This window comes from Candidatus Manganitrophus noduliformans, assembly GCF_012184425.1.
GTDB lineage: Bacteria > Nitrospirota > Nitrospiria > SBBL01 > Manganitrophaceae > Manganitrophus > Manganitrophus noduliformans.
The window spans coordinates 1,396,150-1,419,161 of record NZ_VTOW01000001.1; the positions used below are offsets into that span (position 1 = coordinate 1,396,150).

The window sequence follows — 23,012 nt, forward strand, 5'->3', positions numbered from 1 at the left end:
TGCTTACTTCAGTAGCTCCACCAATGTTTCCACCACCCGCGGCGCCATCCGGGAACCGGCGGAGACGATCTCTTCATAATGATCGTCGTCGCCGCAGCGGTCGGCGCCGTAGCGGAGCTTCGGTTTGAGCCGCGGGGGGACGAAATCGTTGGCCGGAACGATGTAGCCGAGCTCGTCGTTCCCCAGGCCGACGACAAAGCGGTAGTCACCCGCCATCTTCTCACCGAGGACCGGCTCCGGCGCGATGTCGGGATGGGCCGGGCCGATCCGTTCTCTTCCGCTCCCGCCCAATTCTCTTTTTCGGCCGGTATACGTCCAGCAGCGTTTCTTTTCGGTGAGGTGCCCGCCGAGGATGGTCTCGGGAAAAGGCTCGCCGGGGAGGGTGATGAACTGGGCGGCGATTCCCTCTTCTCCGTAAAAGTTGATCACATTCACCTCTGTCAGCAGATCGGGCCCCTCTTTCCCGGCCGGTTTTCCGTCCCGATAGGTCTCCCTTTGAAAGAGCCCCTTTTCGTAGAGGCCGCGAAGAAAGGGGTTGTCGAAGGGGACAAAGAGGGTTTTGGAGCGAACTTCGATCCGGACGATCGGCCGGGGAGGTTGATCCCGGAGCGCTTCCAGGGCGGTCCAGGCGGCGATCTCGCCGATCCGCCGGGCCTTCGACCAGGAGCGCTCCGGGATCGGCTCCCCCTCCTCGTCGCGGATCGGAATCCGAAGCGGCGTGAGAAGCCCCCCGACGCTGCCGCTGAGGTAAATGGCGACGCCGCCGATCCCCTCCGCGCGCCGCCACCCGACGGAGAATCCCCCCTCCTCGATCCCTTTGCGGAGGTAATGGGGAAAGTCGGAGGTGATCAGGCTGCTCCCCGCGCCGACCGTTTCGGGATGGGGGGACCAGTTGATCAGTGTGGCGATCGTCTTCCCGTCGAGCGCTTCCGCCCGCATCACCCGAAGCTCGTCGTCGATGACGACCGGGTTGCGCAGGTCGTTGATCAATATCCCGAACCGGGAGAGGGGACGCCCCTTCCCCCAGCTCAATCGGGCGGGGCGGCGCGCGGCCCAGGCCCGGCGGATCGCCTCCTCGGTTCGGGAGCGGATCTGTTCCATCGTCCGGGGATCTTTGCCGTCGATCGAGAAGTTCGGACCCCAGAGACCGAGCGTATCGACCCCGCCGTGCGTGTGGGTGGCGGCGACGATCACCTGTGTCAGCCCCAGATCGGCGACGCGCTCCCGGATTTGCGCCACCTCCGGATAAAGCAGTCCGACGACGTCGAGCGCTACGATCGCGAGCGTTGTTTCCCCCTGCTCCAGAACCAGCGCCCGCGCCCAGAGGGGGTCGTGCACGCCGGTGGCGGTGTAGTAGGGGCCGTGGTGGAAAAACCCGGCGAGGAAGGGGCCGTCCCACTTGCCGTTGCCGTTCAGATCGGTGAACGGCTCGCCGCGCTGCCTGGGACGATCGGGATCGGGAGCATCATACCGGCCGTTCTTGTTTCGATCTTCATACGGCTCCTGCCGGAGGCGGCCTTGGTCGTCGACCGGCGTGATCTCCAGCGCCGCGGCGCCGGCCAGGAGCGGCGCGTCGGCCATTGCGGAAGAGGGGAGCAAGAAGATCAACAGGACGAAACTCAAAAGACCGAGATCGCTCTTCAGCCGAACGCCGATCATCGCGACCCTCTATCTTAAATAAATAGGGTTTGAGTAGATCCAAGGCCACCAGCGGTCGCCGCGATGGATCGTCCATTCGACCCGGTAGACCCCTTTCTCCGTCGGAGAAAACGAGAACGCGGTTCCCTCGCCACCATAAACGACCGCGCCGTCTTTGATCAACCGAAATCTCCCCGGCCGCGGCGCGCGGGCGTGGAGCGCGATTCCTTCCCGAAAAGGGATCTCGCCTCCCATCCGCCATGCTCGATCTTCATGTCGGGCGCCGAAGAAAAAGCCGCCGGCGTCGGCAAGGATGTCGAACGAGATATAGCCGTGCCCTTCTCTCAGGGCGTGAAGGATCGCCTCCTGATCGAGCGCGGGGACGAGGAGATGGGTGTTCACGAAGCGGAAGGAGCGGGCGTAGGGATCGAGCTGGCGGCCGAGGATCCGGACGTTTTGATGGGCGTCGTTTCCGGCGATGCCGGCGACCTTCCGCGACGGCGTCATCCGGTCCCAGAGGGCCAGCTCCCGCTCCGGCCGGTCCAGAATCGATAAGAAAACTTCGTCCGGGTAGCGGTTGAAGCGAAAGAGGATGTCGAAAAAATAACGGACATAGCGCGCGTTGCGGTCGGTGGCGTCGTCGAAGATATCGTAGATCTCGATTCCGTCGAGCCCTTTTAATTTTCGCCACCCCGGATAGTTCTTCGGGTGGGCGGCGAAGAGGATCGCTCCCTCTGCTTTGAGCCGATCGACCACCTCCTGGAGGGGAATCGGGCGGTGATCGATGAATTTTTTGATCCCGATGGCAAGGAGGGACGCCTCTTCCTTGATGATCTCCATCCCCCGAATCACCAAGAGATCGCCGTGCCGCCCTTCCAGTCCCTCGGTGAAGATGTTGGGATTGCTGTGATCGGTCATGACGATGAAGTCCAATTTCGCCTCGCCGGCGGCCTTCAGGATTTCTTCGGGCCTTCCTTCGCTGTCGTGCGAGAGGTAGGAGTGGACGTGGATTGCCCCGCGGATGTCGCGGTATCCTTCCGGTAAAGGGGCGCGGGAGGTTGGGGGCGGGGGCTCTTGCAAGGCGCGCCGCAGCTTTTGCAATGATTTTGTCGAAGCGCAAGAAAGGGTGGCCGACAGGAGCAGGAGCAGGCCGACGGCCAGGCCTCTTTTCAGTGTTTTCTTGTCGGGGGCGCTCATCTGCATGGAGATAGACCGGCCGGCGGAGGTTTGTGTGACGAACGAGCGATCGCTGCGTGATCGATGATTCTTATTCTATCGATCTATCGATCCGCATGCCGTAAGCTGGATTTCACCGGATCAATTTCTTGATTAATAGAAGGAGATATGTTAAATATTGGGAGCTTTCGGGGCGCGTGGCGGAAACGGTAGACGCAGCAGTCTCAAAAACTGCCGAGGGCAACCTCATGCCAGTTCGATTCTGGCCGCGCCCACCATTCAATTCGAAACATAGATCCTCGCCGGTTCTCTCGCCCATTCCATTTTCTTTGATCCTCCATTCAATTGATCCCGATCAATTATCGATGATGTGTTCTGCGCAGTGATGGAGAATCATCGATTGAGCTTCTAAATTCTTCAATTCCCCAGAGTCATGCGGTTATTACCCACTTATTTTTACTTGATTCACTATTCGCATTGGTTTAATATCCCGGCTGCCGATACATTGGCATTACTTACATTCCACGGTGAAGGTCTCGAGTTTATAATGGCATAAACCCCCAAAACATGGAGACTCGCATGAAGAAACTCGCATTGGCTGTATTGCTGGTTGTGTTCGGAATTTCGAATGTGTATGCGCAAGAGGCGGCTTTAAAAAAGGAGACGATTGAAATCGGTATCTTTTCCGACGCGATTGAGGGAGATCTTGTTCCGTTTATCGGTTACTTTGTTTCGGATAATTTAGAACTGGCTCTTCACTTTAACTTTGTACATGCAGAAATAGATTTGCCCGGAGTTGCTGATGACATTGAGCAGGACTCCTTCATCGTGTCGTTTGATGTGCTTAGCAATCTCCCAACCGGAACCCGATTTGTGCCCGTAGTCGGGGCCGGCGTGAACTTCTCCAGGGATGAAATAGAGGATGAAACGACTGAAACGGTTGGTTTCGATCTTACGGCCGGAGTCCGCTATTTTATTGCTGAGAGGGGAGCGGTGACCCTTTTCGGTCAATATGAATTTGCCGACATTGACTTTTCTGATGATATCGGAACGATAACGGCGGACGGCACGGCATACGCTGTCGGTCTGCTCTATTCAATCTTCTTCCAGTAGGTTCCCGCGTCAAAATAGGGATTAAGCGGCGAAGGATCCGCCTGGTTCACATCATGAAGGGGCCGGTCTTTACTTTGCCCGTTGAAATTCTCGATGGCGAAGTAAAGACCCCTTGACGACCCTTCATTGCTTTTTACCTCTGGACAATCAGGTTTCAAAAAAGGCAATCATTGGTAGTAGGTCAGAAATTCCTCCACCATCAGACCGGCCTTTTTGATTTGGTCTAAAAGCAGTCCCTTCTTGATCGGCTTTCCCTTGTGGACAGGGATGGAAAGGATGTTGGAGTTTCCTTCTTTGATGAGCTTGATGTGGCTTCCCCGCTGTCCCCTGATGGTCCATCCGGCCCTTTCAAATGCCTTCACGACACGATCCGGTCTGAGATTGTGAACTCCGGCCACTTATCTGGTCCCCTTCTTCCTCTTTCCGCCTCTGGTGGCCGCTCTATTTTCTAGGCCATTCATCTCTGCTTCCACCTCTAGGTGGCCGAGGATAGCATCCTTAATCATCATAAGGGCTTCCTCCACGGTCTCCCCCTGTGACGCACAGCCGGAAAGAGAGGGGCATTCAACCCAAAAGCCCCCTTCCTCCAAATCGGGATGTAGAATTACATCGTAGGACTTTCCCCTGACCACGACCTTATACTTCCGATCCTGAGCGATTTTCTCTACCTCTCCCTTCAATCCTTCGACGATCTCCCCGATGGCCAGGGCAAAAACCATCTGCCCCTTTGAAAGGGTGTCGAGGATAACGTTTTTGTCTCTCGTCAAGACGAAGATTGTTTCCCCATCGGTAAGAAATTTCATCTCTGCCAGGGGTTTTTTCACGTCGGGGAAGTTCTTTTTTAAGTAGGTCATCGCCTTCCGGATTTTCTGGAGCGAGATCCCCTTATCCATAAGGGTCTTGGCCACTTTCAACTGAACCAGATCGGTGAATGAATAGAGTCGGGTGCTCCCATATCCGGACGCCTCTTTAATGGAGGGTTTGATGAAATGGCTCCGGTCCCAGTAGTCCACTTGTCTTGTGGTCAGTCCTGTTAATTTGAGAACCTGTTTTGTGCCAAATGCCATCGCTATCCCCCCTCTTATGAGCATTTAAAAAAACATAGATGTATTTTATCAGACAAGAAAATGAAGTCAAGGAAGAAATGAGGGAGGAGGGAGAAGGAGAATCGACACACGGCCCAGCGGAAAGTGAGCCGGTTCGATCATGGTTCTTATCACGGTTGCAGGTATAACGAAATCATGCCCCATCGCAATCTAAAGGCGGGAAAATCCTTGATTGACAAGGGAATGACCACACTTCGTCACACGCGATCATCTCTGAGGCTATCGCCGTGAGGGATATCCTTTCCGTTTTAGATTGACTCTCTCGATGGCCGGTCCTAAAATGGCTCTGTTTTGAGGAGTGCCAGCTAAGGTACTTCGATGATTGAACGGTGAATAAAGAATCTATTATGAAATGGATCGTCCTCGGATTGGTCGTCCTCTTTACATTTGGGTGTGCGGCGGTGCCCCTTGCGCCGGAACAGAAGGAGAGGGTTTATCAGGCTGATTATGATAGAACGTGGTTCGCCGTTTTGGATGTACTGAACGAACGGGTCATCCCGCTTACGATCGTTCAGAAAGACAGCGGTTTAATTATTACCGATGTCGTGGAAGCTCGGACGGGGATGATCGACCGGTTCAAGTTAAATATCTCCGTTCGGCAGCAATCGAATGCAACAAAGGTTCGGATTGATGGTCGTTTTGAGTATTTTAATCGAAGCGGTTCATTTGACCTGGGGCGGTGGGAAGTTCAGGAATCGACTGGGAAGCTGGAATCGGAGTTGTTCCGAAGCATTGAAAAGAAGCTGGTAGCAACTCTCGTTAAAGAATAATGATACAGATCGATGATGAGACGTCGTTTTAGCAAGCGCGACATCCCTTAGAAAAGGCGAATGAGTGAAGAGCGGACTGGCTTGGTTGCTCGGAATCATGCTTCTGCTGTCTGGGTGCGGTAGTGGTGGGCACGGGGCTGGAAAAGACGAACCACAAGATCAGACAGATCCCGTTCCCACCTGCTGTGCTGATGTAGGAGAGCGAAGGGATCCTCCCTTCAGCACGACTTACCTCTTTCAATTCAAAACCGGATCCAGCGACATCGTTGCTCCCAATCCCGACCGGCTCCTGCGGATCATCACGGAAGCCGACATCATGACACTGATGCACTTCGCCGGGGCCAGCCAGCTGAATCGAAACGGAATTGTCGGCGGGGTTGTTCAGGGGCCGCAGGGACCGGTGCGCGAGGCGGCCCTTCAGGTGACCGACGCGGATGGGAACATCATCGGACATGTCACGGGGACGAGCCGAAATCTCTTTTACAATAGCCTGGGACGGATTCCTGATTTTACGATCGATCAAGGAACTGCCTCGGAGGGAACATTCACCCTATTTAATGCGCCGCCGGGAGAGACCTTCTTTCAGGTTGTTCGGGGGGGTCGGGGCAATGGCCGGATCACTTCTTTTGCCAGCGCCGTCTCCATCGGCCGAATCGACGCTCTTCCCGTCCTTCCCGAGCGGATCGGTTTGTTGGGGGTGGCAATCGATGCTTTCACCGGGGCCGGGGTTCCCGGTGCTTCTGCCTCCTTTTTTGGAAGGGATCAAGCCGAGACAGCCAATGGCGCAGGCCTGATCCTGATCCCTCTCGATCAGGGCTTGCCGACCAACGGCGAATATCTGGTCCGTCTCGCCGCTCCCGGTTTCCGAGAGACAACTCGTCGCTTCAGTACCTCCATGCGGGATGTTATAACAAGGCAGCAGGCGTTCGATCCTCTCATCGATGATAATATGCTCCTCTACTCAGAGAGGAACATCGAAGACTGGGCGCAGCGTCTCGGAGTGGCGCTGCGCGCGACGACCAGTGTGATTATTGGACGGATTACGCCCGGCCAGGCCAATGTCGTGATTACACCGACCGGGGCGGATCCGGCTTCCCTCGGGAGAGTCTTCTACTTCGATGAAAGCGGGAATCCCGCGAATCTGGGAAAAACAACCAACACCTCCAGTTTTGTGCTTTTTCCTGACTGCGCGCAGAACCCGGGCGGGGAGATCTTTCTGAATGCTTCGGTTATCTCCAAAGATCCACAAAATAACGATATCCTCTCCACGGGACGGGCAATCGCTTACTGTCAGCCCGGAGAAGTCTTCTTTCAGAATGTCGCGATCGCACCCCTTCCCGTAGGATCTCCTTCTTTTTCGGTGCCGGTCAATGGCGCGGTCAGGCCTGAATCGGGGGGAAGCCCGGTTGCAGGCGCGACACTTCAGATCATTGGAGGGGACGGGACAACTTACTTTTCCGACGGCCAGGGGCAGTTTACGATCAACGCCTCTGGTGCGCCCGATTCGATCTTTCCGCTCCTGGCGAACAGCGCTTACACGATCAAGGCCGAAGGACAAGGGTTCCTTCCGACCTACCAACCGCTCTCCACGGGGCGGGCGGGTGGAAAGCGAAATCTGATCTTGCTGGAGGCCGATCGGATGACTCGCCTCTGCCCTTTGTCCGTCGGGGGGAGTCTTGTCGGCACCGCCCGCGATCTCGGCTTGGTCGATCCGTCGAGGAAGGGCCGCGCCGCGGAGGGAGTCTCCCTGAAGGTCTTCAAAGAGAACGGGGAAGAGGTCGGTCGGAGCGTCTCTTTCGACGACCAGGGCCGGTTTGTCATCTGTGATCTTCCCGTCTCTCCCAATGCCCCGAGTCTCTTTCAGATCCGCGTGACTTCCCCCGAAGACTCCGGCGCCTTTCTGGTCACCGCCTATCCGGACGGCGTGGCCGTTGTCTCCATTGACGTCAACAAAGCATTGCCTCGGGAAGTCTCATTGCGGGGACAGGTTCAGAGCCTCGCCGGTCCGGAAGGTGGGAACATCCCTTCCGGGAGTAGTCAACTTGCTGTTCTGGGGAGTACGCAGCGGATCACGACCGATTCCTCCGGCCAATTCGATCTCTCAATGGGGAGCAACGGCCGTTATATCGTCCGCGTCGAAAAAGAGGGCCACCTCCCTTCCTATAACTATCAGGTAGAAACGCCGGCGAGGCGTCCGACCGATTTTTCTTCTCCTCTCTGGACAATTTCGGCGGGGGATGCTTACGCGCTGGCCCAACAAGCCGGTCTCTCCCTTCCACTCCAAGGGGGAATTTTAATGGGGAAGGTGCTGGTTCACGGATTTGACGATCCTGTATCTATTGCAGCTTTGGGTGCTCCTACGCAGAACCTCCGTTTCGGCTTCTTTGATCAAGACACCCATATCGATCTCTTTTCGGTCTCTGAGCAGGGAATGATGACACTTCTCTTCGGAGACGGCCGAGGCGGTTTCCCATCTACGTTGTCTTTTCAATTGAAATACAGAGACCGTCTCGAAAACCCTCAAGACCTAGCTTCCGTGCAATCCGTTGAGATTGGAGACTTCAACCGGGATGGACAAACCGATATGATTGTTTTTGGAGATAACACGCTAATCTTCTTCCCTGGAGTTGGGAACCGAACCATTGGATTTGAGGAGGGAAGTGAGAATCCGACCTCCCTCTTTGATTCAGGTAGTCCCAAAGCGATGACCGTGGCAGAACTAAACGGAGACAGCGCCCCCGATCTGGTCTTAGCTGTCAGTGGACCGTCTCCCCTTCTTCGTCTGGTTAACCAAACGGACGGCTCGTTCGTGCCGTTCGAAGCAGCCACCGGCGTGGACGATCCGTCCGGCATTTGTGGAGACAATCCGACCGCGATCGCCGTCCGACAAGTCGGATTGGCCGTGATCGACATTTTGATTTTCGACGCGGCCCGCGGACTCTGCGATCTCACGTTCGACAACGCGGGATCTCCGAACGCGCCGATCACGCTCACGCTTCCCACCGCTGTCTCCCCCTCCGATGTGATTGCCATCAAAACCGCTTTCCTTGATTCGGATAATATCCCCGATTATCTCCTCCTCCACAAAGCGGGAGGGGCCTTTTTCCTCGGTCTGCCGCCGGCGCAGGTGCAGGACACGCCGACCACGAATATCGCTTTTCTCCCGTCGTTTGAGCTTCCGGCGGATTTTATTCCGACCCGGATGCTCTTCACGGATATCAACCGCGACAGCAGGGCGGACCTGGTCATCGGGGGGGCCGGGTCGACAGGGGAGGCGCGATTCCTCATCGGCAGTGGGAATGGAGCGTTTGGATCGTCCAAAAGCATCCTTTCGTCCCCGGTTTCCGACCTCGCCTTGGCCGACGCAGACACCGATGGGAAGGAGGACCTGATTCTTTCTGGAGCAAGTAGCGGAACGCTCCAATTATTCCGCGGGTCGGATCGCCCTCAGGCAGGGGTCCGGATTGAGGCGAGGGATGCAGCGGGAGAGTTGGTCGGGGTGGCAGCATATCCCGATCAAAACGGTCGGATCGCGGGGGCCACGGCTACTACCGACAGCGGCCGATTTATCTTCTTCAATGTCCCGGCCGAATTAACGAATCTGATCGTGGCGGAAGGAGGATCGGGGAATGCATTGGTGACCGCCTACTCAGGAGGCCTCTCCTACGCCCACTTGAACATGAATCCGATCCAGCCGACGACCGTCATGGTGGACGGTCAGGTCATCAACCCGACGGCAGGAGACTTAGCCGGGATTTCGGTCGAGGGAATCGAAGTCAACTCACTCGGAACACCTGCGAAGACCATGTCAGGAACGGAAGGGAGATACCAACTCCACCTCGGAGCCAACAGCGAGCATATCTTGAAGATTGATCCCTAACCATTGTATCGCCAATATTGAAATGCGACCTTCGTCTTTCTAACAGCCGACAGTAATCATCACAACTCAGCCCGCCACAGCGCCAGGCTGCGCACCACGAAGGGCCGGTCTATAGGTGTCTCAACGGAGCTTTTGTTCTTGACGATTTTATGACTTACGGGTATCTTCTCTAAACACGGCTCACGGTAAGGCCGGTACTGGAGTTAAAGATAGAGAGAGCATGATCGAGCAGTTGTTGGACCCGGCCTATTACGCGTACAGTCTGTTTTCCGTTCCGACCTTTCTCTTGGCCGTGGCATTGCTCTTTCTCGGAACGTTCGTCTGGGTGCGTGAGGGGGGAACGCGGGTCAGTTTTTCTTTTTTTATCATGGCGCTGGCCGCCGGCATCTGGCTCTTCGCCTTTTCGGGAATGTACGCCGCGACCGATAAAAAGGTCGCCTTGCTCTGGGCGAAAGGGGCCTATCTGGGGGTCCCTTTTATCCCCTCCGCCGTTTATTTTTTCGCCGTGACCGTTTTGCGCATCACGGAGCGCAGGAAAATCATCGTCTGGATCGTTTCATTTCTTTCCCTCGTCTTTTCATTTTTCGCGCTCGCCACCGACCTGTTGATTTCCGACCTTCATTATTATCCGTGGGGATACTATCCGAAATATGGGGCGTTGGGTCTTCCCTTTTTGGCTTTTTTCTTCGGAACGATGGCCCTCAGCCTCTATGAGTTTTCGGCCGAGTTTAAAAAGACGGGGCCGGGAACACACAAGCTTCGCGTGAAGTCGTTCATGGTCGGGTTCGGCGTCGCCTCTCTCGGTTCCATCGATTACTTCGCGAAGTACGGCGTTCCGATTTATCCTTTCGGATACCTTCCGATCTTTGTCTTCTTTGTCATCGCGGTCCAAACGATCCGGCGTTATCGGTTGGTCGACATCACCCCCGCGTTTGTGGCCGATCAGATCATCGCAACCATGGCCGACTCCCTCATTGTTTGCGACGCCGAGGGGAAGATCCGGCTGGTCAATCCGACCGCTTGCTCGATCTTAGGCTACAGCAGAACAGAGCTTCTCGGAAAGCCGATGGCCTCTTTTTTGGCCGCCGCCAGGGCGCATCGGTTCGGGGAGGCGCTGCAGGGGACGGTCATTCGAGACGAGGAAGCGGAGCTTCACGCAAAAGGGGGGCGGCGGGTCGACGTCAGCATTTCGGTCTCCCATCTGCGCGACCGGGATCATCGCGCCCAGGGGGTCGTCATCATCGGCCGGGATATCCGCGAGCGGAAAAGAATCGAGGAGGAGCTTAATTTTTTGGCGAAGTTCCCGGCGGAGAATCCGAATCCGGTGCTCCGCATCTCAAAGGAGGGGATGATTCTTTATGCGAACCGCGTGGCGCACTCCTTGCTCAAACTGTGGGATTGGAAATCGGGCGAGCCTTCTCCTTACTTTTTTCGGACGGAAGTGTCGAAGGTTTATCGGGCGGGTGTGAATCGGGAATTGGAAGTCACGGTCGGAAGCGCCATCTGGTCTTTGATGTTTAACCCGGTGCCGGAGGCGGGATATGTCAACGTCTATGGAACGGAGATCACGGAACGAAAACGGGCCGAAGAGCGGCTGAAGCATATGGTGCATTACGACGCGTTGACGAACCTTCCGAACCGGCTTTTATTGACCGATCGTTTGAATCAAGCGCTGAGCCGATCGCGCCGGCATCATCAATTCGTCGTCGTGTTGTTTCTCGACCTGGACCGTTTCAAGATGATCAACGACACGCTGGGGCATCATTACGGCGATTTCCTGCTCAAGGGGGTCGCCGACCGACTCGTCGCTTGTGTGCGCAGTGTCGATACCGTTTCGCGTTTAGGAGGAGACGAATTCGTGGTGATTTTGGACGACATCTCCGATACGGAGATGATTCCGAGAATGACCCAAAAGATCTTGGACGCCTTCTCCAAACCGTTTAATGTCCATTCCGTCGAGCTGTTCATGACCCCGAGCATCGGCGTGAGCATTTATCCGAATGACGGCGAGAGCGCTGAAGAATTGCTCAAAAACGCAGACGCCGCCATGTACCGGGCCAAAGAGCAGGGAAAAAATAATTGCCGTTTTTATTCTTCCGAGATGCATCTGAATGTGATGGAGCGCTTGGAGCTGGAGACGAGCCTCCACCATGCGTTGGAGCGGAACGAATTTGTCTTGTATTATCAGCCGGTCATCGATCTTCGGGAGGGCCGGGTCGTCGGAATGGAGGCGTTGGTCCGCTGGGAGAAGCCTCATTCCGGAATGATCTCCCCGGGGAAGTTTATCCCTTTGACGGAAGAGACGGGGTTGATCATCCCGATCGCCGAATGGGTCCTGCGGACCGCCTGCGCCCAAAACAGGTCGTGGCAGGAGGCCGGATTGCCCCCGGTGAAGATCGCCGTGAATCTTTCGGGCCGCCAGTTTCAGCAAAAAGATTTGTTGGAAACGATCACCCGGACCCTTGAAGAAACCGGTTTAAGCCCCGACTTTCTGGAGCTGGAGTTGACGGAGAGCATCTTGATGCAAAAAGGGGATGCGACGATTGCGACCTTGCGGGGATTGAATGCGATGGGGGTGCGGATTTCGATTGATGATTTCGGGACCGGCTACTCCTCGCTCAGCTACCTGAAGCGCTTCCCGATCGACAAGTTGAAAATCGATCAGTCCTTTGTCTCGTCGGTGATGGCCGATTACAACGACGCCGTCATCGCCAAAACGGTGGTGACGATGGCGCACGGTCTCGGCCTGAAAGCGATTGCCGAGGGGGTGGAAACGGCGGAGCAGTTGGCGTTCCTGCATTCCGTCGGATGTGATGAAGCGCAGGGATATTTCTTCAGCCGGCCTTTGCCGGCCGAAGAAGCGATGAAATTATTGACCGAAAAATTTCACTGTTGATCGCCCGTCCGGTCTGAGTAGAAACGACTCATCGGCGGTTTCTACTCGTTTTCGAGGACCGTGAGGTTTTTGATCATTTTGTGAAGGGCCGATTCCATTTCACCCTGGTCGATGATTCCCGATTGAACATGGGTGACATCGTATAAAACAGAAGCCGCGGTGCTGGTCTTCACGGGTGAGATGTTTTTGTAGACGGCGCTGATCGCCGTATTGTCTTTTATCAGATAAGTTTTCATATCGTACGGCTTTTCTCCCTCCAAGAGCCGCTGCCACCGATTCAAATCGATCTCGTCGAGATCTTCATCGGCCCGCATATTCCGTGTGACGGCGAAGCCGTTATGCTTGAAGTTATTTTCGTTGAGAAATAATTTCGAGACATCCCAGACGATCGCATTCCCGCTTCGGTAATAACTGAATCCGAGGGTCAGCATGCTTTGGTCGGTCAGCTTGATGATGTCGGAGCTGCATGAGAGCTTCAGCCTTTTCGATTTGTATCGGAAATCGTCAGGATCGACGGTCAGCTCGATCGTGTTGAACAAGGGGGGAATGACCTCTTTCATTTCAAGATACTCGCGCCATTTTTTGAAGGTGCCGTCAAAGGAAACGTAGACGAAATCGGCAAGGACCTTCAAGTCGGGAATGTGGCCGTCGAACGTCTCTCCGGTTTGGCCCACCCTCAGCATCGTGACGGCGCCGCCGGGCACCGGCAAGGAGAAGGTCACGACCTGCTGATCGATGTATGGAATCGCCCATGTTTTGACCATCCACTTCCGGCTATAAGAGTCGATATGAATAGATTCATCCTCCGCCTTTCCGAACGAGAGGATTCTCACCCGCTCCGGGCCGACGAACCGGTGCCAGGACATTCCTTTCAAGATGAGGTCCATGAATAGTTTTGAATCGGCGTAGAAATCGGAGAGAGGAATATTCTCCGGTTTTTGAATCTTAAAGAAGATCGAGTTCCGTATCCGGCCCATGGCGATCGAGCCGTTGTTTCCCAGATCGGCGCGATCGACCTTTTCGGGCGGAGCCGCGTCCCAATGGCCGTCCGGGCGTTTCATGATGAGCTGAGGGAAGTCGGAGAGGGCGTTTTTGTGGAGCAACTTTTTCGAGCCGCGGCCGTTCGGGAAAAGATCGGCTTGATTTTCGGACAAGAGCTCTTTCAACAGCTTGGCGTTGAATTCACTTTGAATGCGGATATATGCATTTCTGAAATCGCCATACGGCATCGGCAATTTTATTTGGGTGTCGAGCGTTCCGGTTTTGATCGAATCGAAAACGTCCAATTGATAGGAGCTCTTTTGGTAAATCTCCGCCGAGCTGCCGTCGGCTTTCCGGACCTCGGCGATCGGCAAGGCCATATTCAGATTTTCGTTCGGCGATTTTCGGGTGATCACGCCGATCACTTTTCCATTTGAGTCGAGAAGCGGGCCGCCGCTGTTTCCCGGAGAGGCGGCGGCGGAGAATCGGATCCAACTCCAAGCCCCTTCAACCTCTTCCGGCGTATTGGAGGTGTAGAGACCGTCCCGGATCACGATCCCTTCCCCCAAGGCGTTTCCGACGGCATAAACCTTTTCGTTGATTCGGGCGTTCGGATTAAGATCAAAATATTCCGACGGCGATTTGTCCTTCACCGTAAAGACGGCAAAATCGCGCCGGCTGGAAAATTTGATCATCCGATCGACGGCAAAGACCTTTCCCTGATTGTCCCGCACGAAGGCCTCTTTAAATTGGCTTTTGACCCCCAGATTCAGCACATGGGCCGCGGTAATAAATTCGGTGCCGTTGATCGCAAACGCGGTTCCGATCGAATAATATTTGTCGTTCCGGATGACGAAGGGGAGAAAGTCGAGCGGCAGCTCTTTTTCATAGGTCAAGGTGTCGTCCGGCGGCTTCGGCACGATCACTTCGTAAACGGCGCTGTTGATGCGGCTTGGGACGATACCTTCCGTTTGGGAGACCCCGCTTTTGGGAAGTGCAAGGATGGAGACCATGACGGCCAGCCCGATCAGTTTATAAATCAAGACGGTTGATACCTCCTCTCCGGTTGGTTAATGAAGGCGCTCAGGGCATATTGCAATACGCCCCTACGGCAATCCACATCCTATCACAAAACCGCGCGATTGCATCCACCGGGAAAGTCACCGATTAACGTGATTCGGCTCACTGTTTTTCTCGGTAGGCGGCAAGGCGTACAGAAATTTTCCGACCGCAAGAATCCATAAAAAAGGGAGATTGTTCAGGTCGGAATCGACCGTGCTTCTTCTTCCTTGACAGATCGGATAGTTCTGATAATTTTACATTGTCGTTCACGAATTTCCTCTGGAGGTGAGAATGTTTTTTTCAAAAAATAATCCGGTCGATTATCGGCGATATCCCCGCATTCCGTTGTCCGCTCGAATTCATTACACCCACCAAGGATACCAGCAGTGGAATGAGGCGCTGGTCCGGTCGGTCTCCACGCATGGAATGGGGATCTATACCGAGAAGCGGATGCAAAAGGGAGATCAGATCCTCATTGCACTCTCTTTGCTGACCGACGAGAGGGAATCGCTTCACGAATCGATTCTGGGGGAAGTGACTTGGGCTGGAACCGGAGATGACAAGAAACGCTACACCGCGGGAGTTTTTTTCGGAGAGATCGAAGAGAAACACCCCAAATTATACGCCTACCTAAAACGCCTGGAAGCCGCCGTCGTCGCCATCCCCTGATTTTCTAAGGCGGCATCCGATCGAATACGCCGGTTTAATTTCAGCCGCGCAGACCGCACCATCTGTTTTGATGTTTCCTTCTTATGGTTTTTCTTCGCCTGTTTGAACTGTCCTTATTAATCTGTTATTCTACCTTCGTTTGAGAAGGGCGTATTGCAATACGCCTCTGCAAACAAACGACACGAGGCCTTGTGCATGTTCACGAAGGAGGATCATCGCTGTTCAATAAGATAGACCGACGTGTCCGGATGACAATGGTTGTGCTGGTCGTTGTGGCGGTCGGTTTTGCCTGGACCGCCTTTAGCCGCATGCAGGAAGAGGCCGGTTCGAAAACAAGGAGCGAGGGAGATTCGCCGGCGCCGGTGGAAGTCGCCCCGATCGAGCGGGGACCGATCGTGCTGCGGCGGACCTTCAGCGGCACGCTGGAGGCGCTGGCGGAGTTCGTCGTCGCGCCGAAAGTGAGCGGCCGCGTCGAGGGCCTGGCGGTCGACCTCGCCGACACCGTCCGGCGCGGGCAGGTGGTCGCGGAGCTCGACGACGACGAGCACCTGCAGGCGGTCGCCCAGGCGCGGGCCGATCTGGCGGTGGCGAAGGCCAACCTCGCCGAAGCCGAAAGCGGGCTCGACATCGCGCTCCGGGAACTCCAACGGATCGAGACGCTGCTTGAGCGGGGCGTGGCGTCCGAGTCCCAGCGCGATACGGCCAAGATCAACCAGCTGGCGAAGCAGGCCCAGCTCGATGTCGCCGAGGCGCAGTTGACCCGGGCCGAGTCGTCGTTGGAAACGGCGAATATCCGGCTGCGATACACGAAGATCACCGCCGATTGGAGCGGCGGCGACGACCGACGGGTCGTGGCGGAGCGCTACGTCGACGAAGGACAGACCGTTTCGGCCAACGCGCCGCTGCTCTTGATCGTGGAACTCGATCCCCTCACCGGGGTGATTTTCGTGACGGAGAAAGACTACGCCCGTCTTCGGGTCGGCCAGACCGCCTCGCTGATGACCGATGCCTATCCCGGCGAGCCGTTCGAGGGACGGATCGCCCGGATCTCCCCGGTCTTCCGGGAAGCGACCCGGCAGGCGCGGGTCGAAATGACGATCGAGAATGCGAAGCGCCGGCTCAAGCCGGGGATGTTCATCCGGGCGACGATCGTGCTCGACCGGGTTCCGGAGACGACGATCGTTCCGGAGCAGGCGCTGACCACCCGCGGCGACCGGACCGGGGTTTTCGTCGTCAATGAGGCCGACCGGACGGTCGCCTGGCGCGAGGTGACCGTCGGCATCCGGGAAGAAGGCCGCGTGCAGGTGGAGGGGGAAGGATTGTCGGGCCGTGTCGTCACGCTCGGCCAGCAATTGGTGGACGACGGCTCCCGGGTGACGATTCCCGCCGAGCAGGGCGAAGCGGCTTCCCTCCCGAAGACGGCGGAGCGCGGATGAGGCTCCCGCAATTCAGCGTAGAGCGGCCGATTTTCGTGACGATGGTGACCCTGATCGTCGTGATTCTCGGCGCGGTCTCTTTCAGCCGCCTGCGGATCGACCTCCTCCCCGAAATCGAGCTGCCGACGCTGACGATCAGCACCGAGTACGAAGGGGCCAGCCCGGAGGTGATGGAGCGGCTGGTCACCCAGATCATTGAAGAGATCGTCGGCACCGTTCCCGGCGTGGAGGAGCTCACCTCCCAATCGTCGGAAGGGAGCAGCCGCGTCCGGGTCCGCTTCGGATGGGGGACCGATATCGACGCGGCCGCGATCGATCTGCAGGCGACGCTGGAAGACGAGATCAGCGAGCTCCCCGAAGATATCGTCCGGCCCCGGATCAGCAAGTTCGACATCGCTTCATTCCCGGTGGTGCTCCTTGGCATCTCCAGCGCGCTCGATCCGGTGGAGCTGACGCAGCTGATCGAAGACCAGATCCGCTACCGCTTCGCCCATGTTCCGGGGGTCGCCCAGGTCGATTTGTGGGGAGGATATAACCGGGAGGTCCGGATCGCGCTCGATCCCGACCGGGTCAAAGCGCTCGGCCTGCCGCTCGACCGGGTGCTCCAATCGATCGAAGACGCCAATCTCGATTTGCCGGCGGGCCGGATCGAGCAGGGGCGGTACGAGGTCACCCTCCGCGCGCCGGCCGAGTTCGCCAATCTCGATCAGATCCGCAACACGGTCATTACACGGCGCGACGGCGCCGCGGTGACGCTCCGCCAGATCGCCGAGGTCACCGACACCTATGAGAAGCTGACGCGGATCATCCGGGTCAACGGGGAGCGCGGCCTGCGGGTGGCGATCCGCAAGCAGGCCGACGCAAATACCGTCGAGGTCTCCAGGGCGGTGCTCGCCAAGATCGAGGAGGTCAACAAAACCTTTCCGCAGATCGAAATCGTGCCGGTCAGCAACCAGGGGAATTTCATCGAGCGGTCGATCGCCAACGTCGCGCAGTCGGTCCTCTACGGCGGCGGCCTGGCGATCGCGGTCCTCCTCTTCTTCATGCGCAGCTTCCGCAGCACCCTCGTGATCTCCCTGGCGATCCCGATTTCGCTCATCGCCACCTTCGCGCTGATCTATTTTTGGGGCCTCACGCTGAACCTGATGACCCTGGGGGGGCTGGCGCTGGGGGTCGGGATGATGGTCGACAGCTCCATCGTGGTGCTGGAGAACATTTTCCGCCGGCGGGACGAGGCGGGCGAGCCGCCGGAGGTCGCCGCCGTGGAAGGGACCCGGGAGGTCGGACCCGCGATCATCGCCAGCACCATCACTACCCTGGTGATCTTCCTCCCGTTGGTTTTCGTCCGCGGCGTCTCCGGGATCCTCTTTCAGGAGCTGGGCTATGTGATTATGTTCTCGCTCTTCTGCTCTCTTCTGGTGTCGCTCAGCCTGGTGCCGATGCTCGCCTCCCGATTTCTGAAACCGCCGGGGGAAGCGCAGCCCGCGAAGCGGGCGTCCCGGTTCGAGCGCTGGGCCGACGCCGCGGGGGGCGCTTTCACCGCGTTCGAAAACGGCTACCGCGATCTTCTCCGGCGGGTATTGGACCGCCGATGGCTGACCGTCTTCAGCGCCGCGGCGATTTTCGCCGCGAGCCTCCTTCTGGCGCCGATGATCGGCACCGAGTTTCTCCCTCCCAGCGACGAGGGGGAGGTCCGCGTGACCGGCGAGATGGAGGTCGGGACCCGGCTGGAGCTGGTCGATCAGCAGACGCGGCGGATGGAGCGGATCGTCCATGCCGCCGTGCCGGAAGCGGTCTCGTCGGTGGTGAGCGTCGGGGCGCTGGGGTGGCGGCCGGACGCGGCCGCCCAGGGGGAAATCAACCTGTCGCTGCGGCCGGCGGCCGAGCGGACCCGCTCGAACGTGGAGATCGCCGAGGATTTGCGGCGCCGTCTCTCCGGCAATGTTCCCGCCATGGAAATTCGCACCCGCGCCCCGCAGGGCCAATTCCTGCTCGACCGGCTCCTGGGGGGGGATGAAGGGTTGACGATCGAGATCCGCGGGTTCGACCTTCAGACGCTCGACGCCCTGGCCGCCCGGGTCGCCGAGGGGATCTCGAATGTGCCGGGGATTGCCGACGTCGACACCAGCCGCGAAGCGGGCATTCCGCAGCAGGAGATCCGGGTCGACCGCGACAAGGTGGCCGACGTCGGCCTGAGCGTCCGCGACGTCACTGAAGTGCTGGAGACCGCCATCGCCGGCTCCCGTGTCGGGCTCTTCAGAAGCCAGGGCAATTCTTATCGTATCCTCGTGCAGCTCAAAGATGCCGAGAAGCGTTCTCTCGACGAGATCCTCAATCTGACTTTGACCACGGCGTCGGGGGAGCAGGTGGCGCTCCGCAGCCTGGTGACGGCGGAACCAAGCCGCGGACCGATCCTGATCGAACGAAAGGACCAGCAGCGGCTGGTGACGGTCACTGCGAACGTCGCGGGGCGCGACCTCGGCTCGGTCGCCGGGGAGGTGCAGGAGCGGCTCGACCTGATCCCGCGTCCCGTCGGGTACGACCTGATCATCGCCGGCAACTTCGAAGAGCAGCAGAAGTCGTTCCGAGAGCTGATCGTGTCGCTCGTGCTGGCGCTGGTGTTGGTCTATATGGTCCTCGCCTGCCAGTACGAGTCGCTGCGCGATCCTGTCGTTGTGATGGTCTCCGTCCCCCTCGCGGCGGTCGGCGTCCTGGTGACCCTCTTTTTGACGAAGACCACGCTCAACCTCCAATCGTACATCGGCTGCATCATGTTGGGGGGGATCGTCGTCAACAATGCGATTCTGCTGGTGGACCAGGCCGGCCAGCTGAGCCAAAAGGGGATGCGGGTCCGCGAGGCGATGGCGGAGGCGGGCCGAAGGCGCCTCCGGCCGATTCTGATGACGACGTTGACGACCATCCTCGCCCTGTTGCCGCTGGCGTTCGGCATCGGCGAGGGGGCCGATGCCCAGGCCCCCCTCGCGCGGGCGGTTGCCGGAGGCCTCACCGCGTCCACCCTGATCACGCTGGTCCTCATTCCGGCGGTCTACTCCCTCTTCCATCCCGAACCGAAAGCGGGCCGCGAATGACCTTTCTCGGTCCGATCGGGCGTCTGATATTGATTCCGGCCGCGGCGCTGCTCGCGCTCTCCGGCGGCTGCCTTCAAATTGACCGATGGCGCCTCTTTGACGCCGATTTAGAATCCCACCTTCGTAAAGAAACCGTCCGTCCCATCACGCTGCCGGAGGAGGTTCAACCGGAGTTGGCCGAGCCGCCGCCGTTCACGTTGCCCGACGCGGGGCCGGTCGATCTTTCCATCGAGCAGGCGATCCTGCTGACGCTGCACAACAACCGCGATTTAAAAGTGCGCCAGATCAGTCCGGTCATCACCGGAGCGTTCGAGCAGATCGAGCGGGGGGTGTTCGATCCGGAATTGTTCGCGGAGCTTTCTTACGGGAGTGAGCGGCTCAGCGAGACCGACCGCGCCACCGGCACGCAGTTCAACGTCGAGGGAAGCGAGCGGACCGCCGTGGCCGGGATTCGCCAGGATCTGCCGACCGGCACCACCTTCGAAGCGGCGGTCGGGCAGAGCCGAAGCAGCTCCGACCGGACCCCCGAGCAGCAGACCGCGCGGCTGGGACTGAGCATCACCCAGTCGCTGCTGCGCGGATTCGGCCCGGCGGTGAACCTGGTGAGCGTGCGCCAGGCGGAGCTCGACACCCTGGCGAGTCTCTACGAGTTGAGGGGATTTACAGAGGCGCTTTTGGCCGAGGCCGAGACCGCCTACTGGAACTACGTCCTGGCGCGTCAGGAGATCGAGATTTTCGAGCGGTCGCTGGAGGTGGCGCAGCGGCAGCGGCAGGAGGTCGAGCTTCGGATCGAGGTCGGTATTTTGCCGAAGATCGAGGCGGCGGCCGCCCGCGCCGAAGTCGCCCTGCGGGAGCAAGCGCTGATCGATGCGCGCAGCCTGGTGGAGGAGACCCGGCTGCGGCTGCTCCGGTTGATCAACCCCGGCGCAGAGCGTCCGCTCGATCTTCGGGTCGATGCGACGAGCGATCCCGCCATCGATCCGGAGCCGATCGCCGACCTCGACGACCGTCTCGATCTCGCCGAGCGGTCCCGCCCCGATTTGAGCGAAGCGCGCCTGCGGCTGACGCAGAACCGTTTGGAAACGATCGTCACCCGGAACGGTCTTCTTCCTCGGCTTGATTTTTTTATCGCTTTGGGGCAAACCGGTTTTGCAGGAAGCTTTTCCGATTCGTTCCGCGAGTTGAACGGAGAGACCTATGATGTCACCGCCGGCGTCCGATTGAGCCACTTCCTCGGCAATCGGACGGCGAAGGCGCTCGACCGGGCCGCGCGGGCGTCGCGGCGCCAGGCGGCCGAGGCGGTGGACAACCTCCGGCAGCTTGTCCGACTCGACGTGCGACTGGTGGCGAATGAGGTGGAGCGCGCCCGTCAGCAGATCTCGGCCACCCGGGCGACCCGCATTCTCCTGGAAGAAACGCTGGCCGCGGAAGAAGAACGGTTTAGCGTGGGGTCGGGGACGGCGCTGCTGGTCGCCCAAGCCCAACGCGATCTGCTCGCCGGCCGCATCGCCGAGGTTGAAGCGATCGTCCAGTACCGCATCGCGTTGGTGGATCTCTATCTCGCGGAGGGGAGCCTGCTGGAGCGCCGCGGCGTCCGGCTTCCGGCGGCGGGGCAAATTCCGTGATTTAAAAAAAAGGAGAGAGGGGCCTTCCCGAGATCAGACCGCTTTGCCGATCATTTTGGGGGAAACGGAGAGGAGTCGTTCTATGCAGCGGCTTCCATTTTAAGAAGCCTCTTTAGTTTGTCTTTGATATAGTCTTCGGCCGATTGATCTTTCGAGTCGAGATAGTCGTCGATGTACATTCTGCGTATCTCTTTGTAGCCGTATCCCTTCCGGGTCACTTTATAGGAAGCCCCGCTGAACCAGTCGGATCCAAAGTGGAGCTCTTCCCGGTTCCCGCCGATTTCCTGATAAAAATTTAAAATCATCTGTTTTGCTTCTTCTTGATCCACGCGTTCCTCATCATTTGAATTGAAGCTGAAATCACTTCGATTGTTTTACCTCAAAGAACCCCGGGTTTCCTTCCCGGCCCGCTTCGCCGCTTTTTTTTCCTGCATCGTCTTGGCCGGCTTTTTCTTGGTCTGTTTTTTCGTGTCCCTGCCCTTGCTCATTGTTTCCGCTCCTTGTGTGTTCGATTTACATTCGGAACTCTTCACAAATCCTCAACTCGGTTTGCTCGAGGATATCATCCAGACAGGTGAAGCAGGTAAAGGGGAAATCTTCAGCCGGGAATGTGCGGGTTTCAGATTCGAGGGAATTGGCTTCAAGGGCCGGTCCACTGCAGACTTTATGGGTGATCAAAATCATCTTTACATCCTCTCAAAGGGTTTGGACGATCTGGAGCAATCAAGAGGACGCCGACATCTCGATTTTGTATCTGGACCTGTGTAGAGTCTACTCGGAATGCGGGAGAAGCGCAATAGCTTAAACTAATGAGGGGGGAAAGGCCTTGACAAAAGATCATGGTACTTTTATAACAGATCCAACCCTATGGCGCGTAAACGAGCCCTTCCTTTCAATGCCAAAACGTTCCTTGCCATCGTCGGCGGCGGGAAAGCGATTCTAAAGTCCCCGAAGAAACAAAGCCTCTTTTTGCAAGGGGATGCGGCGGACGCCGTATTCTATATCCAGTCGGGCAAGGTCAAACTCACCGTTGTCTCCCCGAAAGGGAAGGAAGCGGTCGTGGCGATCCTGGGACGCGCCGATTTTTTCGGCGAAGGGTGTCTCGCCGGACAGTCGGTTCGTATGGCGACCGCGATCTCGATGGAAGATTCCACGATCGTCCGGATCGAAAAAGCCGCCATGATCTCCGTGCTCCATGAACAGCCCGCCTTCTCCGAACTGTTCATGGCCTATCTGCTCTCCCGCAACATCCGGATCGAAGAGGATTTGGTCGATCAACTCTTTAATTCAAGCGAGAAGCGGCTCGCCAGGGTCCTTCTTCTGCTCGCTCACTTTGGAAAAGAAGGCAAAGCCGAGCTCGTCATTCCGAAGATGAGCCAAGAGACGCTGGCGGAGATGGTCGGCACCACTCGATCCAGGGTCAGCTTCTTTCTGAACAAATTCAAGAAGCTCGGCTTCATTGAGTACAACGGTGAATTGCGCGTCCACAGCTCCCTTCTGAATATCGTTCTGCACGATTAGTTTTTCTTCTGTCTCTATTTGCCTTTCACGTGCTCTTCCTTATAAATAGG

The 23,012-nt window shown here is 57.6% G+C and carries 16 protein-coding genes and 1 tRNA gene; 11 read left to right on the forward strand and 6 right to left on the reverse strand.

Features of this window, described 5'->3' with window-relative positions; all coding sequences use genetic code 11:
- Nucleotides 1-3 precede the first annotated feature (3 nt).
- Nucleotides 4-1,659, reverse strand: coding sequence for a hypothetical protein (locus MNODULE_RS06930; protein ID WP_168058710.1), 1,656 nt, complete (start codon nt 1,657-1,659; stop codon nt 4-6).
- A gap of 9 nt (nt 1,660-1,668) precedes the next feature.
- On the reverse strand, nt 1,669-2,841 hold the full coding sequence (locus MNODULE_RS06935) for a CehA/McbA family metallohydrolase (protein WP_168058711.1): 1,173 nt from the start codon (nt 2,839-2,841) through the stop codon (nt 1,669-1,671).
- Between the two features lie 164 nt (nt 2,842-3,005).
- Between MNODULE_RS06935 and MNODULE_RS06940 the strand changes: the two genes are divergently transcribed.
- Together MNODULE_RS06940 and MNODULE_RS06945 are read left to right on the forward strand one after the other, a co-directional pair.
- Nucleotides 3,006-3,092, forward strand: a tRNA-Leu gene (locus tag MNODULE_RS06940).
- Nucleotides 3,093-3,393: 301 nt separating this feature from the next.
- Entirely contained in the window at nt 3,394-3,927 is a 534-nt protein-coding gene (locus MNODULE_RS06945) for an outer membrane beta-barrel protein (RefSeq protein ID WP_168058712.1), read from the forward strand.
- Nucleotides 3,928-4,094: 167 nt separating this feature from the next.
- On the opposite strand, the gene MNODULE_RS24640 is transcribed toward MNODULE_RS06945, so the two are convergent.
- Complete coding sequence (locus tag MNODULE_RS24640) at nt 4,095-4,289, reverse strand: type II toxin-antitoxin system HicA family toxin (protein WP_168058713.1); 195 nt, start codon at nt 4,287-4,289, stop codon at nt 4,095-4,097.
- A gap of 36 nt (nt 4,290-4,325) precedes the next feature.
- A complete protein-coding gene (locus MNODULE_RS06955; protein WP_168058714.1) occupies nt 4,326-4,994 on the reverse strand; it encodes a MerR family transcriptional regulator in 669 nt (222 codons plus the stop codon).
- Between the two features lie 386 nt (nt 4,995-5,380).
- On the opposite strand from MNODULE_RS06955, the gene MNODULE_RS06960 reads away from it, so the two are divergent.
- The 3 genes from MNODULE_RS06960 (at nt 5,381) to MNODULE_RS06970 (ending at nt 12,579) form a co-directional block, all read left to right on the forward strand.
- The gene (locus MNODULE_RS06960) at nt 5,381-5,803 is read left to right on the forward strand and encodes a hypothetical protein (RefSeq protein ID WP_168058715.1); all 423 of its coding nucleotides are present in this window, start codon (nt 5,381-5,383) and stop codon (nt 5,801-5,803) included.
- 64 nt (nt 5,804-5,867) lie between these two features.
- Entirely contained in the window at nt 5,868-9,683 is a 3,816-nt protein-coding gene (locus tag MNODULE_RS25245; protein WP_168058716.1) for an FG-GAP-like repeat-containing protein, read from the forward strand.
- Between the two features lie 220 nt (nt 9,684-9,903).
- Entirely contained in the window at nt 9,904-12,579 is a 2,676-nt protein-coding gene (locus MNODULE_RS06970; RefSeq protein WP_168058717.1) for an EAL domain-containing protein, read from the forward strand.
- A gap of 41 nt (nt 12,580-12,620) precedes the next feature.
- Here MNODULE_RS06970 and MNODULE_RS06975 read toward each other — a convergent pair whose 3' ends face one another.
- On the reverse strand, nt 12,621-14,603 hold the full coding sequence (locus MNODULE_RS06975) for a S1 family peptidase (RefSeq protein WP_168058718.1): 1,983 nt from the start codon (nt 14,601-14,603) through the stop codon (nt 12,621-12,623).
- Between the two features lie 310 nt (nt 14,604-14,913).
- Between MNODULE_RS06975 and MNODULE_RS06980 the strand changes: the two genes are divergently transcribed.
- The 4 genes from MNODULE_RS06980 to MNODULE_RS06995 all read left to right on the forward strand — a co-directional run bounded on the left by MNODULE_RS06980 (nt 14,914) and on the right by MNODULE_RS06995 (nt 21,441).
- The gene (locus tag MNODULE_RS06980) at nt 14,914-15,291 is read left to right on the forward strand and encodes a PilZ domain-containing protein (protein ID WP_168058719.1); all 378 of its coding nucleotides are present in this window, start codon (nt 14,914-14,916) and stop codon (nt 15,289-15,291) included.
- 248 nt (nt 15,292-15,539) lie between these two features.
- Nucleotides 15,540-16,727, forward strand: a complete 1,188-nt coding sequence (locus MNODULE_RS06985) for an efflux RND transporter periplasmic adaptor subunit (RefSeq protein WP_168058720.1) — start codon at nt 15,540-15,542, stop codon at nt 16,725-16,727.
- On the forward strand, nt 16,724-19,816 hold the full coding sequence (locus MNODULE_RS06990; protein ID WP_168058721.1) for an efflux RND transporter permease subunit: 3,093 nt from the start codon (nt 16,724-16,726) through the stop codon (nt 19,814-19,816). The genes MNODULE_RS06985 and MNODULE_RS06990 overlap by 4 nt, the downstream gene beginning before the upstream one ends.
- A complete protein-coding gene (locus tag MNODULE_RS06995; RefSeq protein ID WP_168058722.1) occupies nt 19,813-21,441 on the forward strand; it encodes a TolC family protein in 1,629 nt (542 codons plus the stop codon). Before MNODULE_RS06990 ends, MNODULE_RS06995 begins: the two co-directional genes overlap by 4 nt.
- A gap of 80 nt (nt 21,442-21,521) precedes the next feature.
- On the opposite strand, the gene MNODULE_RS07000 is transcribed toward MNODULE_RS06995, so the two are convergent.
- Nucleotides 21,522-21,770, reverse strand: a complete 249-nt coding sequence (locus tag MNODULE_RS07000; RefSeq protein ID WP_168058723.1) for a hypothetical protein — start codon at nt 21,768-21,770, stop codon at nt 21,522-21,524.
- A 19-nt stretch (nt 21,771-21,789) separates the two neighbouring features.
- On the opposite strand from MNODULE_RS07000, the gene MNODULE_RS07005 reads away from it, so the two are divergent.
- Together MNODULE_RS07005 and MNODULE_RS07010 are read left to right on the forward strand one after the other, a co-directional pair.
- The gene (locus MNODULE_RS07005) at nt 21,790-22,209 is read left to right on the forward strand and encodes a hypothetical protein (protein WP_168057424.1); all 420 of its coding nucleotides are present in this window, start codon (nt 21,790-21,792) and stop codon (nt 22,207-22,209) included.
- A 99-nt stretch (nt 22,210-22,308) separates the two neighbouring features.
- Complete coding sequence (locus tag MNODULE_RS07010) at nt 22,309-22,962, forward strand: Crp/Fnr family transcriptional regulator (RefSeq protein WP_168058724.1); 654 nt, start codon at nt 22,309-22,311, stop codon at nt 22,960-22,962.
- The last annotated feature ends 50 nt before the right edge of the window (nt 22,963-23,012 follow it).

Bases quoted from the DNA above. Each gene is read 5' to 3' on its own strand.
- MNODULE_RS07010 (WP_168058724.1), top strand. From the start codon at position 22,309: ATGGCGCGTAAACGAGCCCTTCCTTTCAATGCCAAAACGTTCCTTGCC.
- MNODULE_RS06980 (WP_168058719.1), top strand. From the start codon at position 14,914: ATGTTTTTTTCAAAAAATAATCCGGTCGATTATCGGCGATATCCCCGC.
- MNODULE_RS06955 (WP_168058714.1), bottom strand. From the start codon at position 4,994: ATGGCATTTGGCACAAAACAGGTTCTCAAATTAACAGGACTGACCACA.
- MNODULE_RS06970 (WP_168058717.1), top strand. From the start codon at position 9,904: ATGATCGAGCAGTTGTTGGACCCGGCCTATTACGCGTACAGTCTGTTT.
- MNODULE_RS06960 (WP_168058715.1), top strand. From the start codon at position 5,381: ATGAAATGGATCGTCCTCGGATTGGTCGTCCTCTTTACATTTGGGTGT.
- MNODULE_RS06935 (WP_168058711.1), bottom strand. From the start codon at position 2,841: ATGCAGATGAGCGCCCCCGACAAGAAAACACTGAAAAGAGGCCTGGCC.
- MNODULE_RS06945 (WP_168058712.1), top strand. From the start codon at position 3,394: ATGAAGAAACTCGCATTGGCTGTATTGCTGGTTGTGTTCGGAATTTCG.
- MNODULE_RS06985 (WP_168058720.1), top strand. From the start codon at position 15,540: ATGACAATGGTTGTGCTGGTCGTTGTGGCGGTCGGTTTTGCCTGGACC.
- MNODULE_RS06930 (WP_168058710.1), bottom strand. From the start codon at position 1,659: ATGATCGGCGTTCGGCTGAAGAGCGATCTCGGTCTTTTGAGTTTCGTC.
- MNODULE_RS06995 (WP_168058722.1), top strand. From the start codon at position 19,813: ATGACCTTTCTCGGTCCGATCGGGCGTCTGATATTGATTCCGGCCGCG.
- MNODULE_RS06990 (WP_168058721.1), top strand. From the start codon at position 16,724: ATGAGGCTCCCGCAATTCAGCGTAGAGCGGCCGATTTTCGTGACGATG.